12 protein-coding genes are annotated in these 16,438 nt (G+C 37.3%); 8 read left to right on the top strand and 4 right to left on the bottom strand.

The window, feature by feature from the left end; all coding sequences use genetic code 11:
• Positions 1-273: 273 nt before the first annotated feature.
• The 3 genes from CFK40_RS13260 (at position 274) to CFK40_RS13250 (ending at position 3,857) form a co-directional block, all read left to right on the top strand.
• Complete coding sequence (locus CFK40_RS13260) at positions 274-1,287, top strand: cytochrome d ubiquinol oxidase subunit II (protein WP_193433329.1); 1,014 nt, start codon at positions 274-276, stop codon at positions 1,285-1,287.
• 70 nt (positions 1,288-1,357) lie between these two features.
• Positions 1,358-2,026, top strand: coding sequence for a potassium channel family protein (locus CFK40_RS13255; protein ID WP_089532758.1), 669 nt, complete (start codon positions 1,358-1,360; stop codon positions 2,024-2,026).
• 109 nt (positions 2,027-2,135) lie between these two features.
• Positions 2,136-3,857, top strand: coding sequence for a pyruvate oxidase (locus CFK40_RS13250; protein WP_089532757.1), 1,722 nt, complete (start codon positions 2,136-2,138; stop codon positions 3,855-3,857).
• A 665-nt stretch (positions 3,858-4,522) separates the two neighbouring features.
• On the opposite strand, the gene rnjA is transcribed toward CFK40_RS13250, so the two are convergent.
• The 3 genes from rnjA to def all read right to left on the bottom strand — a co-directional run bounded on the left by rnjA (position 4,523) and on the right by def (position 7,618).
• Positions 4,523-6,190 carry a ribonuclease J1 gene (gene rnjA / locus CFK40_RS13245; RefSeq protein ID WP_089532756.1) on the bottom strand — a complete coding sequence of 556 codons (1,668 nt, stop codon included), beginning with the start codon at positions 6,188-6,190 and terminating at the stop codon, positions 4,523-4,525.
• A gap of 3 nt (positions 6,191-6,193) precedes the next feature.
• Entirely contained in the window at positions 6,194-6,403 is a 210-nt protein-coding gene (locus tag CFK40_RS13240) for a DNA-dependent RNA polymerase subunit epsilon (protein WP_089532755.1), read from the bottom strand.
• 663 nt (positions 6,404-7,066) lie between these two features.
• Positions 7,067-7,618, bottom strand: coding sequence for a peptide deformylase (def, locus tag CFK40_RS13235; RefSeq protein ID WP_089532754.1), 552 nt, complete (start codon positions 7,616-7,618; stop codon positions 7,067-7,069).
• Between the two features lie 184 nt (positions 7,619-7,802).
• On the opposite strand from def, the gene CFK40_RS13230 reads away from it, so the two are divergent.
• The 5 genes from CFK40_RS13230 (at position 7,803) to lpdA (ending at position 13,915) form a co-directional block, all read left to right on the top strand.
• Entirely contained in the window at positions 7,803-8,477 is a 675-nt protein-coding gene (locus tag CFK40_RS13230; RefSeq protein ID WP_227001773.1) for a YkyA family protein, read from the top strand.
• Between the two features lie 597 nt (positions 8,478-9,074).
• Positions 9,075-10,157 carry a pyruvate dehydrogenase (acetyl-transferring) E1 component subunit alpha gene (pdhA, locus tag CFK40_RS13225; protein WP_089532752.1) on the top strand — a complete coding sequence of 361 codons (1,083 nt, stop codon included), beginning with the start codon at positions 9,075-9,077 and terminating at the stop codon, positions 10,155-10,157.
• A 3-nt stretch (positions 10,158-10,160) separates the two neighbouring features.
• Positions 10,161-11,138, top strand: a complete 978-nt coding sequence (locus tag CFK40_RS13220; protein WP_089532751.1) for an alpha-ketoacid dehydrogenase subunit beta — start codon at positions 10,161-10,163, stop codon at positions 11,136-11,138.
• 23 nt (positions 11,139-11,161) lie between these two features.
• Positions 11,162-12,502: a dihydrolipoamide acetyltransferase family protein gene (locus CFK40_RS13215; RefSeq protein WP_089532750.1), complete on the top strand. Its 1,341-nt coding sequence runs from the start codon at positions 11,162-11,164 to the stop codon at positions 12,500-12,502.
• A gap of 3 nt (positions 12,503-12,505) precedes the next feature.
• Positions 12,506-13,915 (top strand): dihydrolipoyl dehydrogenase, encoded by a 1,410-nt coding sequence (gene lpdA / locus CFK40_RS13210; protein WP_089532749.1) that lies wholly within the window; start codon positions 12,506-12,508, stop codon positions 13,913-13,915.
• An 853-nt stretch (positions 13,916-14,768) separates the two neighbouring features.
• On the opposite strand, the gene CFK40_RS13205 is transcribed toward lpdA, so the two are convergent.
• Entirely contained in the window at positions 14,769-16,289 is a 1,521-nt protein-coding gene (locus CFK40_RS13205) for a glycine betaine uptake BCCT transporter (RefSeq protein WP_089532748.1), read from the bottom strand.
• Between the last annotated feature and the right edge of the window lie 149 nt (positions 16,290-16,438).

Here is a 16,438-nt window from a genome sequence, read left to right as displayed (position 1 = left end):
GCTCGCCACTCGCCCGCGGAAAGCGTAGTATATTCGAAGATGCGATGGTAGATCCACCTATTTTGTACTATATTTAACTTTTTCAGCGGCCCCATTAAAAAATGGGGCTGTTTTTTGTCATATAACTGTCATTTTCATTTAATGATTTTTTTGGAGAAAGGGTATATACTATGAGTGTAATAATAGAAATGAAACATACTAATACTTACACTTGTTCAGTATTGAGCATAATAAAATTTAAGCCAGATCCAACTTTAAAAAGGATGATGAATAATGAGCTATGAAATCATTGGAATAACCGTGCTATGGTTCTTTTTGTATGGATACTTAATTGTAGCATCTATTGATTTTGGTGCAGGTTTCTTTGCATACTATGCCAAAATTACAAAAAAGGATCATATCATTAATCAACTAATATCAAGGTACTTATCACCTGTGTGGGAGGTTACAAATGTATTTTTTGTATTTTTCTTCGTAGGATTGGTAGGATTCTTCCCAGACACAGCCTATTATTATGGTACCGCATTGTTAATTCCTGGCAGTATAGCGATTATTTTGCTCGCTATTCGTGGTTCATTTTATGCCTTTGAAAATTATGGTTCGAAAAGAAGCAATCTTTATATGTTTTTATATGGTGCTACTGGACTACTTATACCGGCATCCTTATCGATAGCCTTAACATTATCAGAAGGCGGGTTCATCATCGAAACGAATGGTACGGTATCACTTCGGGTTACAGAATTATTAACAAGTCCTTATTCTTGGAGTGTTGTATTTTTAGCGATTGTTTCCGTATTGTATATTAGTTCTACTTTTTTAACCTTTTACGCAGCACGTGCAAATGATAAACCAGCATTAAAGATTGTACGGGGATATGCACTGTTTTGGAGTGTGCCGACAATCATCGCTAGTTTAACGACGTTTATAGCATTGAGTCAGCATAACGAGCGACATTATGAAAATATGCTTGATCTTTGGTGGATGTTTGGTTTATCCGTTGGGTTCTTTATGATTGCCATGTTGTTAATTTTCCAAGAAAAGCATTATGGACTAGCATTTATATCCGTAATGCTACAGTTTTTCTTCGCTTTTTTTGGATATGGAAAAGGCCATCTACCATATATATTGGATCCATACATTACTATTTATGAGAATGCCACACAAGAATCAATGGGAATAGCTCTGATTGTCGCCTTTATTGCTGGACTTTGTTTACTAGTTCCGTCTTTAATCTTATTAATGAAAATGTTTTTATTTGACGCAGACTACGTTAAGGGTAAGAAATAATCTATATATTTTCCTTCTTCATGTAATATGGTAAACTTATGAAAAGTATGTGAATGGTGGAGGATATAGAATGAAACGGGAATTTGCTGTAATTGGATTAGGGCGTTTTGGTGGAAGTATCTGTCGTGAACTAAGTGAAGAAGGAATGCAGGTTTTGGCTATAGACAATGATGAGGATAAGGTCAATGAGTTTAAAAATATCGCATCACATGCAGTTATTGCAGATTCTACTGATGAAGTAACCATGAAGGAACTAGGAATTAAAAATATTGATCATGTGATCGTCGCGATAGGTGATAATATTCAGGCGAGTATTTTAACTACTGTCGTACTTACAGATTTAGGTATTAAGAAAATTACAGTTAAAGCGCAAAATGATTACCATGAGAAAATCCTAAACAAGATTGGTGCTGATCAGGTAGTTCATCCAGAACGAGATATGGGAAAAAGAATTGCACATAACATCATTTCAAGCAATATTCTGGACTACTTAGAACTATCCGATGATCATAGCATTGTTGAGGTAAAAGTTGGAGAGAAGATGCTCGGAAAAACGATGATTGAACTTGATATCCGGGCAAATTATGGCTGTAACGTTGTTGCGATAAAACGAGGTAAAGATATCAATGTGTCGCCACGTGCAGACGATACATTTCGTGAAAATGATATATTAATTGTAATTGGATCTGATAAAGATATTTCTAGATTCGAAAAACAGCTAGTTATCGATGGAAATTAATAGTGAAGCTTAAACCTGTATTTACAAATACAGGTTTTTTTAATTGCCTTTAAGGTAATAGTATTTAGTAGATCGGTTACATAGAAATTCGAGGAAAGGGTGGAGAAATTTGTTTGAAAAACGTACAGGTGAACTTTTAATTGAACAATTAATACAATGGGATGTCGACCATATCTACGGCATGCCTGGTAACTCTATTAATGAATTCATTGATGACTTGCGTAAGAGGGAGAACGACATTGATTTTATCCAAATTAGGCATGAAGAGGTAGGTGCATTAGCAGCATCGTCCTATGCAAAATTAACAGGGAAGCTAGGTGTATGTTTATCTATTGCTGGTCCTGGAGCTGTGCACTTGCTCAATGGTTTATACGATGCCAAAAAAGATAAAGTACCAGTTCTTGCGATTGTGGGGCAAGTCCCAAGTACTTCAGTAGGTACTGATGCTCATCAGGAAATAAATTTAGAGCGTATGTTTGATGGAGTAGGTGTTTTTAATCGGAGGGTTGAAGCAGCGGAGCAACTTCCAGATATGCTAAATATGGCGGTTCGAGAAGCATATACACAAAAAGGAGTGTCAGTCCTAATTGTCCCTGACGATTTGTTTGCTGTTAAGCAAAAGAATAACAAAATGAAAACAAGCCGAACACTAGTCCATCCTACCATCACACCAGATCAAGATACGATGGAACGAGCAGTTAGTCTGTTGAACAAGGCGAAAAAACCTGTCATTTTAGCTGGGAAGGGTGCACGAGATGCCGGAAATGAATTGGTGGACTTTGCAGAAAAAATTAACGCACCAATTGTTCTAAGCTTATTAGGTAAGGGGACTATTCCAGATTATCATGAATTGAACTTAGGTCAGCACGGACAAATAGGGACGAAACCTGCTTATGAGGCAGTAATGGATACAGATTTACTTTTATTGATTGGTACGGCTTTTCCATATAGGGACTATTTACCCGACGATGTAAATGCCATTCAAATAGAAATAAAACAAGATGATGTTGGAAAGATTTATCCAATAACAGAAGGGTTATGTGGTGATGCTAAACATATTTTACCTAGATTAACGTCATTGGTATCCACGTCTACATCGGATGAATTTCTTAAAAAATATCAAGAAAAAATGAAAAGATGGCATACTCATATGCTAGAACTAAAGAAAGATACAGCAGATCCAATTCACGGACCACAGGTTATGTACGAGCTGGAAAAAAATATGGAGAAGGATGCTATTATTTCGTGTGATGTAGGAAATGTGACTGTCTGGACTACTCGTTTTTTTTCAATTACAAATCAGAAGTTTATAATATCTGGCGGGTTAGCATCCATGGGGTCTGGTTTGCCAGGAGCAATTGCAGGGCACCTGGCATATCCAGATAAACAAGTTGTTGCGATATGTGGTGATGGAGGATTTTCAATGGTTATGCATGACTTTATCACTGCGGTTAAATATGATATGCCAATCAAAGTTGTTGTACTGAATAATAGCATGATTGGCATGATAAAGTATGAACAGCAGACTAAGGGGAATTTGAACTATGAAACAGACTTAGGAGCAGTTAATTTTGCAGATTTCGCTAAAGCCTGTGGCGGGGAAGGCTTCCGCATAGAAAGTCATGAAGAGATGGAAACAACCATGAAACAAGCTTTTATGTCAAGAAAACCAGCTATTATTGATGTGGTTATAGAAGACATTGCACCATTGCCAGGTCAAATCACATATGATCAAGCGGTTAATTATAGTGAGTATTTAGTAAAAGAATTTTTTACGAACGGTAAAGTAGAATTTCCAGATGTGAAAAAAACGGTACGACGTTTAATATAATAAGAAAAGCGCAAGCGCCCGTTTAGCAACGTACAAACTGGAACACTCCGCAATGAGATAAAGGAAACACGGTGAGGTACGAACCGATGTTGACTTATCGTAGTGGAGGAGTGTGAAGTTTGCTAGTTGCTGGGCGCTGGAGCTGGACATGACCGTTGATATAAGTAAGCTTAATAGAGCCAAATTTTATGCTTTCTTTTATTTTTAAGAAAAGCGCAAGCGTCTTGACCACCCCCGAAAAGCTTAAGTCGAGCCTCTATGTGGTGCATTATGAGGCTGCTGAAAAAGTTAAATATAGTACAAAATATGTGGATCTACCATCGCATCTTCGAATATACTGCGCGCACTTTAGGGCGAGTGGCGAGCCTCCTCGGACTGCCGTCCTGCGGGGTCTCGCCGATCTCTTGCTTCCCGCAGGATAAGGAAGGCTTCCCAGAAAAGGCATCGCACGAAGAAAAAGTGCTTTTCTTTTTCGAGGAGTCTCCGTATATTCGAGATGCTAAGTTAAGGTGAAAAGTTGAATTTTGAAAATCCAACACTTTTTCAGTGGCCTCGTGCTTTATACCACAGAGAGGCTAGACCTAAGACCTCGAGGGGGTAGGCGCTGGAGCCAGACAAATAATAGGAAAAACGGAAGCGCCATACTTGGCGCTTCCGTTTTTTAGTTACACTTCCATAATAATTGGTAATACCATTGGTCGACGTTTTGTCTTTTCAAATAAGAATGGTGCGATTGTATCCGTAATTTCATTTTTAATTTCAGACCACTGTGTAGTTCTTCTTTCCATCACTTTATTTAGGTGAGTGGAAACGAGCTTTTGGGCTTCGTTAATAAGGTCCTCTGACTCACGCATGTATACGAATCCACGTGAAATGATATCAGGTCCAGCAGAGATCTTGAACTCCTTCATATCGATGCTTACAACTACGATTACAAGACCTTCTTCTGAAAGTATTCGTCTGTCGCGTAGCACAATGTTACCGATATCTCCAATCCCACTACCATCGACATAAACCGATCCTGAAGGTATTTTGCCTGCAACCATTGCATTATCCTTGCCTAGCGCTAATACATCACCAATATCCATAATAAAACAGTTTTCAGGTTTTACCTCACATGCTTCTGCGAGTTTTGTGTGTTCTTTTAACATACGATACTCACCATGGATTGGCATAAAGTATTTAGGTCTAATTAAACGGAGCATAAGTTTTTGTTCTTCTTGACTTCCATGTCCTGATGTATGAATATTACTTAATGGGCCATGGATTACATCAGATCCAGCACGGTATAACTTGTTGATGATACGACTAACACTTACATTATTACCTGGAATCGGTGACGATGAAAATACAACTGTATCACCAGGAATTGTCTGAATCTGTCTATGTGTTCCATTAGCAATTCGTGATAATGCTGCCATTGGTTCACCTTGAGAGCCTGTACAAAGTATTACTATTTCATGTGCTGGAAGACGGTTGATTTGATGTGCATCAATAAACGTTTCCTTTGGTGCATTGATATATCCTAATTCTTGCCCAATAGCTATGGATGATTCCATACTACGTCCAAAGACCGCAACTTTACGATTATACTTTACAGCTGATTCGATAACCTGTTGCAATCTATATATATTTGATGCAAATGTAGCGAATATTAATCTGCCATTTACCCGACCAAATATATCGTTAATGTTGCTACCAACGACACGTTCAGACATTGTAAATCCTGGAACTTCACTGTTCGTGCTATCAGAGAGAAGACATAACACGCCTTCTTTACCAATTTCAGCCATCTTGGCAATGTTGGCTGGTTCGCCAACTGGTGTAAAGTCAAATTTGAAATCTCCAGTATGCACAATATTACCAGGTGGTGTTTTAACAACTACCCCATAAGAATCCGGAATACTATGTGTAGTGCGGAAAAAGGATACAGACGTTTTTCGGAATTTAATTATATCGTCTTCTTGTATCGGGTGTAATTTTGCTTTGCGTAATAAACCATGCTCATCTAATTTATTTCGTATTAATCCAAGTGCCAGCTTACCTGCATAGATAGGTATATTAATCTCGCGTAAAAGGTAAGGAATTCCGCCAATATGGTCTTCATGACCATGTGTGACAATAAGGCCCTTAATTTTATCTTGGTTTTGTATTAAATAGGTATAATCGGGAATTACGTAATCAATTCCTAATAGTTCATCCTCAGGAAATTTAATTCCTGCATCGATTAATATAATTTCATCCTGAAATTGGACAGCGTATGTGTTCTTTCCAATTTCTCCTAATCCACCCAATGAAAATACTGCTGTTTGATCATTCTTTACAAATTTCATGGGTTATACGTTCTCCACTGTGAAATTATCTGATTTCTTTTCATACGCTAAATGTGCATCGTTTAATTGTTGGATGAATTCAATATTATAGTCACGATTCACTAATTTATTGCGCACTTCTTCTTCTGTTTCCGCCTCAACATAAAGGCCCTTTGTTCGTTCCCGTACAGGAATCTCCATCTTCGATTCCTGATAATATACTTTGTAAATCATTTCATCTCTCCTATCGATTTCTTGTTTTTTAATATAAGAATAATTGCATCCACAAGTTCTGAAAAACAATAATTCCTAAGCATGGATAATTTTTAACATTATTTAATAAAGCTGGCGATGGACAGGCAGCTGCTTCACTTACTTATATAAGGAATAACTGGAAAGTAAAATATTAATTTCACTCCCGTTATTCCTCCTGTTAGTCCGCTCGTCAACCAAAATAAGTTTAAAAACCGTCCGTAGCCTAATGTGTGATTGGTTTTATTTATGATAGTCTTTCCTATAACTAGTTGGTACTCGTCCACGGCCTAAAAAATCCTTCCAACGCTTCTTCAGCTTTTCTTTTAGGCGTTTCAACATGATCCCTTGCATCTCCTCTCATTCATCTTCAGAAAGCAACATAAACGTTCTACCGATCCAATCCCTCTTATCTATAGTATAGTACTGTTTGATAAATATTGAAATAAAAAACCATGATTTATATGAAAAAACATTTTTATTGGCCTTAATTGTAGGGTTTAAAGCAAAGTTATTGTTTAACTATTTTTCACCTTTAGAAGAATCTTATTCAAATTTTATACAAAAAGCTGCCCTTATTTTTGTACAAGGCAGCTTTAATTAGCACTAAAATATAAAATTATTCAATCGTTTTTGTATTTACTTCTAATCTATAGCCTTTGCATCATCAGGTGCTAATAGTGGATTATCTTTATTGATGTGATCATAAAACATAACACCGTTTAGATGATCAACCTCATGCTGGAAAACGATAGCCGCGTAATCACGTAGTCTTAACTTTATTTCATTTCCTTCAAGATCAGTCGCTTTCAACGTAATTCGTGCGTGTCTCGGAACATAACCTTCCACACTACGATCAACAGAAAGACATCCTTCGCCGCTGGTTAAGTACGCTTTTTCAACAGAATGGCTGACAATTCTCGGATTGAATAATCCATAGCTATATTTTTTCCCATTTGCATCTTCAAAATGGATAGCAATCATTCGCTTTGAAACACCCAGTTGTGTTGCAGCCAGGCCAACACCTGCACGTAATTCATATTCACGTGCTATCTCATCATCCTGACTATTTTTAAGGAATATTAGCATGTCTTCTAATAGTTCTTGTTCTTCATTTGTTGGTGGTATTGGTACATCCTTTGCAACGTCACGTAATGCAGGATGTCCTTCTCGTACGATGTCTTTCATTGTTAACATGGGGCGCTCACTCCTAAATTGTACATAATTTTTTATTTTAACATAAATAGTAGTTAAAATTCACAAATATAATATAGTTACAAATATCATATTTTTCATGTTCATATATATGATATACTACTACATATAAAAAATAGATTCTTATATGACGTTTTGTGTAAAAGTAGAAGGAGGAAGCGACAAATTGTTGTACAGAAAATTAGCCATCATTATATTACTAAGTGTAATTGCACTATTATCCGCATGTAGCGGTGCATCTACATCTGAAAAGATATATGATCATTTGGAAGAAGCAGTAACACTTGAAGAAGCGTTTGAGAAGCAACAAGATGATATTGTTAAGTTAGAGAAAAAAGAGCAAGAACTTTATAGCCAAATTATTGATTTAAGCATGGACGAGTTTGATAAAATAAAATCGATTTCACAAGAAGCAATTAGTGTAATTGAAAAGCGTAAGGAAAAGATTAAACTAGAGAAAGAAAGTATCGACGCTTCAAAGGAAGAGTTCAAAAAAATAGAGGGTTTGATAGAGGATCTTGAAGAGAAGAAGGCAAAAGACAGGGCAACTAAAATGTATGATGTCATGATGGATCGATTTGATGCGTATGACAAACTGAATGATGCCTATACGGAATCACTTAAATTGGAAAAAGAACTATATAAGATGCTTCAAGAAGAAGATTTAAAACAGGAAACGTTGACTGAGCACATTAAAAAAATTAATGATAGTTATAAAAAAGTCTTAGAAGCAAATGAAAACTTCAATACATTTACAGAGAAGTACAATCAACTGAAAAAAGAATTTTATGAGTCAGCTAATATTGAAGTGAATTACGAAAAGGAAAAAAAAGAGAAATAAGATAAAAGCAGATAAGGAAGAAGTGCTAAATCCTGAATAGGGTTTAGCATTTTTTTATGCAAAGAATAGCCCCAACGCCTAGCCCGCCCAAGGTTTTAGATATATCCAAATGAACGTTGATATTTAGGATTGATTGTTAAGATTCTTTGTAATAATTAGCCACCACTAAGAGATTCGTCTTAAACGTGCCTGAGGCTGACCACTAAGGAAAGCTTCCGCGAATAATCACCGTAGGAACAATCTGAACTGTTATTGTTTCGAAGTCGCTTGCACTATTCTTATTAATTAATACAGTTTACCTGCCTTTATATAACAGATCGATTGAAATTAAGATAGGTAGAAAAATTAGTTTAAGAAATAAAAGCAAAGTGATTGACCAAGGTGGTGTAAATAGGCTAAACTTTAAATATATTATTCTTGTACCAGTAAATATTGCAATGATTATGTAACAGTTTTTGAAAAGTCTAACCAAAGAGATTAGTGGAATTTAAAATAGGGAATAAAGATTAGAGCAATTTGGTACAGTTTTTTTCGTATATTGGGAAGGCTAGATAAGACAAAATAAATGGATATAAGGAAAGGAAGAGGTGAACTATTTTGAAACATGTACTTGAAAGTGTTGAAAGTCAATTCGAAATGTTCCAGATTCTAGATGAAAATGGAAAAGTAGTTAATAAGGACGATTTGCCTGATCTTTCTGATGATGATTTAAAAGAGCTTATGCGTAGAATGGTTTATACTCGTATGTTGGATCAGCGATCTATTGCATTAAATCGTCAAGGTCGCCTAGGATTTTACGCACCAACTGCAGGCCAAGAGGCATCACAGTTAGGGAGTCAATTTGCTCTGGAAAAAGAAGACTATATATTACCTGGATATCGTGATGTTCCACAAATTATTTGGCATGGTTTGCCATTATACCAAGCATTTTTATTCTCAAGAGGACATTTTCACGGTAATCAATTCCCTGAGGATGTAAATGCAATTAGTCCACAAATTATTATTGGGGCACAAATCACACAAGCTGCGGGTGTAGCGTTAGGATTTAAAAAGCGCGGTAAAAAAGCGGTAGCTATCACTTATACAGGTGATGGTGGTACATCCCAAGGCGACTTTTATGAAGGAATGAACTTTGCGGGCGCTTATAAGGCTCCAGCAATTTTCTTTGTTCAAAATAACTATTTTGCTATTTCCGTTCCAGTAGAAGAGCAAACAGCTGCGAAAACATTGGCGCAAAAAGGTGTTGCAGCGGGAATTGAATCAATGCAAATTGATGGTATGGACGTTCTTGCTGTATATGCAGCAACAAAAGATGCTAGAGAACGTGCTGTTAAAGGTGATGGACCATCATTAATCGAAGCGTTAACGTATCGTTATGGTCCACATACGATGGCTGGGGATGACCCAACACGTTATCGTACGGACGACCTTGATAACGAATGGGAGAAAAAAGATCCACTCGTTCGTTTCCGTAAATATTTAGAAGGTAAAAAGCTTTGGTCTGAAGAAGAGGAGAACAAAGTAATTGAAGAAGCAAAAGATGATATTAAGAAAGCAATTAAAAAGGCTGACGAATATCCAAAGCAAAAGGTAACAGACCTTATTGGAAATATGTTTGATGAACTTCCTAAAAATTTAGAAGAGCAAATGGAAGAATACAAAGAAAAGGAGTCGAAGTAAATCATGGCACAAATGACAATGATTCAAGCAATCACCGACGCGATGCGCACGGAACTTAAGAACGACGAAAACGTGCTTGTGTATGGTGAAGATGTAGGATTAAACGGTGGAGTATTCCGTGCTACTGAAGGTTTACAGGATGAGTTTGGTGAGGAACGTGTATTTGATACACCACTTGCTGAATCAGGTATCGGCGGATTATCAATAGGACTGGCGTTACAGGGATATCGTCCTGTGCCAGAAATTCAGTTCTTCGGCTTTGTCTATGAAGCAATGGATTCAATTAATGGTCAAATGGCCCGTATGCGCTATCGTTCAGGCGGATCTAAAACCGCACCGATTACCATTCGTTCGCCATTTGGTGGTGGCGTTCATACCCCGGAATTACATGCTGATTCACTGGAAGGATTAATCGCCCAACAACCAGGTATTAAGGTTGTTATTCCGTCAACACCGCATGATGCGAAAGGACTTTTAATTGCAGCAATTCGTGATAATGATCCAGTTCTATTTTTGGAACATATGAAATTATACCGCTCATTCCGTGGAGAAGTACCAGAGGAAGAGTATACTATTGAACTTGGCAAGGCAGATGTAAAACGAGAAGGTAGCGATGTAACAGTAATCACATATGGTGCAATGGTACATGCTTCATTAAAAGCAGCAGAAGAATTAGAGAAAAATGGTGTTGACGCTGAAGTAATTGACTTACGTACAGTATCTCCAATTGATATTGATACAATCATAGAATCTGTTAAGAAAACAAATCGTGTTGTATTTGTACAAGAGGCTCAACGTCAAGCAGGAGTAGCAGCACATGTTATTTCTGAAATACAAGAGCGTGCAATCCTACATCTTGAAGCACCGATTTTACGTGTTACAGCACCAGATACGGTTTATGCATTCTCACAAGCAGAAGAAGTTTGGCTACCAAATCATAAAGACATCGTAGATAAGGTTAATGAAGTAATCAACTTTTAATAAAAGGATGGGAGGTAGTAATTATGGCATATAATTTTAAAATGCCCGATATTGGTGAAGGAATTCACGAAGGTGAAATTGTTAAATGGTTTGTTAAAGAAGGCGATGAAATAAAAGAAGATGACGTGCTTTGCGAAGTTCAAAATGATAAAGCAGTTGTTGAAATCCCTTCTCCGGTCGATGGAACAGTTACAAAGGTTCATGTTGACGAAGGTACTGTGGCGATAGTGGGTGATACACTTATCACACTTGATGCAGAAGGTTATGAAGATGAACCAGAGGAAGAATCTAAGTCGGATGAAAAAGAAGAGCCAAAGGAAGAACCAAAAGAAGAGAAACAAGAAAAGTCTGACGAATCATCTAAAGCCAATAAAGATGATAAAAAAGAGGATAAAGAAACGTCTAATAAGGACAAGCAAGAATCATCATCTGACGATAAGCGAGTAATTGCAATGCCGTCTGTTAGAAAATATGCTCGAGATAATGATGTAACTATCCAAGAAGTTAATGGTTCTGGTAAGAATGGTCGTGTTCTTAAAGAGGACGTTGACAATCACTTAAGTGGTGATCAAAAAGCAGAACCACAAGAAGCATCCGATGATAGAGAAGAACAAAAAGAGAAAATGTCTGCTTCTAAAGAAACGTCAGCTCCAAAAGGTGAATACCCAGAAACTCGGGAGAAAATGAGTGGTATTCGTAAATCAATCGCAAAAGCAATGGTTAACTCTAAAACGAAAGCGCCACACGTTACATTAATGGATGAAATAGATGTAACGGAATTGGTTGCACATCGTAAGAAGTTTAAGGCAGTTGCTGCGGAACAAGATATCAAATTGACGTATCTACCATATGTTGCTAAAGCGCTTGTATCTACATTAAAGAAATATCCAATCTTAGGTGCAGCAGTAGATGATGAAACAGATGAGATTATCTACAAACATTATTATAATGTTGGAATTGCAGCAGATACGGATAAAGGTTTATTGGTACCAGTAGTAAAAGACGCTGATCGAAAATCAATTTTTGCCATCTCACAAGAGGTAAATGAATTGGCAGAAAAAGCACGTAATGGTAAACTTGCATCTGATGAGATGAAAGGTGCGACAAGTACAATCACTAACATTGGTTCAGCTGGAGGACAGTGGTTTACACCCGTTCTTAACTATCCAGAAGCAGCAATATTGGGTATTGGCCGAATCGCTGAGAAACCTGTAGTCCGTGATGGAGAAATTGTTATCGCTCCGGTACTAGCTTTATCATTGAGCTTTGATCACCGAATTGTTGATGGTGCAACTGCTCAATTAGCATTAAATCAGATTAAACGTTTACTGAACGATCCACAATTAATTATGATGGAGGCGTAAATTATGGTAGTAGGAGATTTTCCAATCGAATTAGACACATTAGTAGTTGGCGCAGGACCTGGTGGCTATGTAGCTGCCATCCGCGCTGCACAACTAGGACAAAAGGTTACAATTGTTGAAAAAGGTACTTTAGGTGGGGTTTGTTTAAATGTTGGATGTATTCCATCTAAAGCGATGATTCAAGCAGGTCACCTTACTGAACATGCTCATGGTAACGAAGAGCTTGGCATTAAAACGGAAAATGTTTCTGTTGATTTCTCAAAGGTTCAGGAATGGAAGGGTAAGGTCGTAAATAAACTTACTTCTGGTGTTGAAGGATTACTTAAAGGTAATAAAGTAGATATTGTAGGTGGAGAAGTATATTTTGTAGATAAGAATACAGTTAAAGTAATGGATGAGAAAAATTCTCAAACTTACACGTTTAACAATTGTGTGATTGCTACTGGATCATCTCCAATTGAAATTCCAAGCTTCAAGTTTTCAGATCGGGTACTTGATTCAACTGGGGCATTGAATTTAAAAGAAATCCCTAAGAAGATGGTAGTCATTGGTGGAGGATATATCGGAACTGAACTGGGTTCTGCGTATGCTAACTTTGGAACTGAAATCGTTATTCTAGAAGGTACAAAAGATATTCTTGGCGGTTTTGAAAAACAAATGACTCAGGTTGTGAAGAAACGCTTGAAGAAGAAGGACGTCTCTATCGTTACGGAGGCTATGGCTAAAGGCGTTGAAGAATCAAAAGATGGTGTTAAGGTAACATATGAATCAAAAGGTAAAGAAGAGACAGTAGAAGCGGATTATGTATTGGTTACAGTAGGCCGTCGTCCAAACACAGAAGAGTTGGGCTTAGAACAAGTTGGAATTGAGTTGGATGACAAAGGACTTATAAAAATTGATAAGCAATGCCGTACAAACATTGATAATATTTATGCAATCGGCGACATTGTTGCTGGGCTTCCACTAGCACATAAAGCATCCTATGAAGGAAAAATTGCTGCTGAAGCAATTAGTGGCGAAAAAGCTGAAATCGATTATATAGGCATTCCTGCTGTTGTATTCTCTGATCCTGAGTTAGCTTCAGTAGGTTACACGGAAAAAGAAGCGAAAGATGCTGGATATAAGGCGAAAGCTTCTAAATTCCCATTTGCCGCAAATGGTCGTGCGCTATCTCTTAATGATAGTGATGGATTCCTAAAATTAATTACTAGAGAAGAAGATGGATTAGTTATTGGGGCACAAATTGCAGGACCGAATGCTAGTGACATGATCGCTGAATTAGGTTTAGCTATCGAAGCTGGTATGACTGCTGAAGATATTGCATTAACTATCCATGCACATCCTAGTCTTGGAGAAATTACGATGGAAGCTGCAGAAGTGGCTATGGGTACTCCAATTCATATGATGAAATAATTAAATAAAGTTCATTTACTCAAATTAATTATTTTACCGATAAAAACGCTTGGAAAGGTATAACTTTTCCAAGCGTTTTCTGCATCTAATAGTGAATTGTTTAAATAAGGTTATTCGTTAGGTCAATAAATCAGTAGATAGTAAGGGTCTGTTATAGAAATAAGAGAATTGGATCAGAGAACTAGTAGTTCAGTACTTGGATAGAAAATCGTAAATAACAGTGCAAACTGAGCTGAATATTATTTAATAGTTGATATAAACTGCGACGTAAGTGCTGGTTTTGGTGGTTGGACAACCGTTCCGGAAATCCACTTCGCTTTCCGCGGGCTCGCGCTGAGCCTCCTCGATCGCAAAGACCGCTCACTGCGGGGTCCCATCGTCTTCGCTGTTCCCGCAGGAGTTTACGTGGATTTCCTTCTCTAGGGTTAAGCTTAACAATTTCAACTTATTTAATTGCTTATATCACACAGGTAGCCAGCAATTTATGGCAGTTGTTTGGAGCGGAGGGCAGTCGACTCCTGCGGGAGGCTCACCAGCCGCCCTAAGGTGCGCGACTGCCCGCAGCGGAAAACAATCAGCAGTCACTTCGTAGTGTATTTCCGGAGCGGCATGTTACGTCGCATTATATATCAATTTTGAAACGGATCCATTCAGATAAAGTGCAGATGCTCTAATGGTTTTATTTATTTCATCGATTACATCTTAAATAGCTCTGGAGCAGCTACAATACATCTAAATTAACAAGAAAAGGATACTAAATCGCATGCGATTTAGTATCCTTTTCTTGTTAATTCAGGTTCCCTCTATTAAAAGTGAACTATTTATTGACTTACGTAGCTCTCTTTTTACATTTTTATTTTTTTCTTCTTAAATCAGCTTGTTTACCTTCTTCTCGAAATGCTTTTAGCATGGAAAATACAATCAATATCATGATGATCGTAAATGGCAAGGCCGCAATAATGGAGGCTGTTTGTAATGCCTGTAAACCACCTTGCCATAGTAGTACAGCAGCAGCACCTGATTGGAGTAGACCCCATACTAGTTTGACACTATTTGGTGGATATAAACTACCACCTGTTGTTTGCATTCCTAATACAAATGTCGCTGAATCTGCAGATGTAATAAAGAATGTACTGATTAACAGAATCGCAATAATTGACATTGTCGTTCCGAATGGGAATTCTGCTAATACCGCGAACAATGCCGCTTCTGTACCAAGATCATTGACATACTGCATAATGTTCTTATCTTGGAAAAATTCGAGATGGATAGCTGATCCACCGAAAACAGCGAACCAAAGAGCACCAAAAATAGTTGGAACTAATAAAACACCAAGCACAAATTCTCTAATAGTTCTGCCACGAGAAACGCGAGCGATAAATGTACCTACGAATGGGGCCCATGCAAGCCACCATGCCCAGTAGAAAATGGTCCAGTCTTTAATCCAAGTATCTTCCGTATCAAACGGAGTCATTCTAAAGCTCATGCCTGGAAGGTTTTGAATATAGCTACCAAACGTATTCGTAAATAAGTTCATGATAAAGTTTGTAGGACCTGCAAATAGTAAAAATAGCATAAGCAATATTGCCAAAGCTATATTCGCGTTACTTAAATATTTAATTCCCTTATTTAACCCTGTCATGGCTGAGATTAAATATAAAACAGTTACAATTAAAATGATGATCATTTGCATAGTAATTGTTTGATCCCATCCAAATACAAATGATAGTCCACCACTTATTTGTATTGCACCGAAACCAAGTGATGTTGCTACACCAAATACTGTTGCAAATACAACGATAAAATCGATTAATGTACCCCATGGACCCTTCATCTTATTACCAAAGAGTGGCTCGAGAATAGCGCTCACTAAACCAGATGACTGCTTTCTGAATTTAAAGTACGCTAATGCTAGAGCAATTGTTGCATATATCGCCCATGGATGTAAGCCCCAGTGGAAGAAACTATATTGTAAGGCTGTTTTTGCTGTTTCTGCGGTCCCTGCTTCACCAAATGGCGGTGTATGGAAGTGTGAAAGTGGTTCAGCGGCACCCCAGAACACTAACCCTATTCCCATACCAGCACTAAATAGCATAGCAAACCATGATATGTAGGAATACTCTGGCTTGTCGCCTGGTTTTCCAAGTCTTATATTACCGTACTTAGAAAATATAAGATAAAAAGCAAAAAGTAAAAATCCAGTTGCGCTTAACAAATAGAACCAACCGAATCTATCTACGATAAAACTTTGGATACCAGCTGTTACATCATTAAGGTTTCCATTTGGTAATACATCCTTAGGAATAATTCCCCAGATGATGAATAAAACCGCAACTACTGCTGATATATAAAAAACACGTGTCACTTTATTCATAGGTTAAACTTCCTTTCTAAATTATTGGTTCTATTACCTGAGACATAGTTTTATGCACAATAAATAATTAAAACATATTGGAAATTAAAGTTCAACTATTGTACTTACTATCTCCGATAATAGAAATAAAATTCTATTTTCCATATTTC

The sequence above is a fragment of the Virgibacillus necropolis genome, assembly GCF_002224365.1.
Taxonomy (GTDB): Bacteria; Bacillota; Bacilli; order Bacillales; family Amphibacillaceae; genus Virgibacillus_F; species Virgibacillus_F necropolis.
This window is presented reverse-complemented; position numbering and strand designations above follow the sequence as displayed.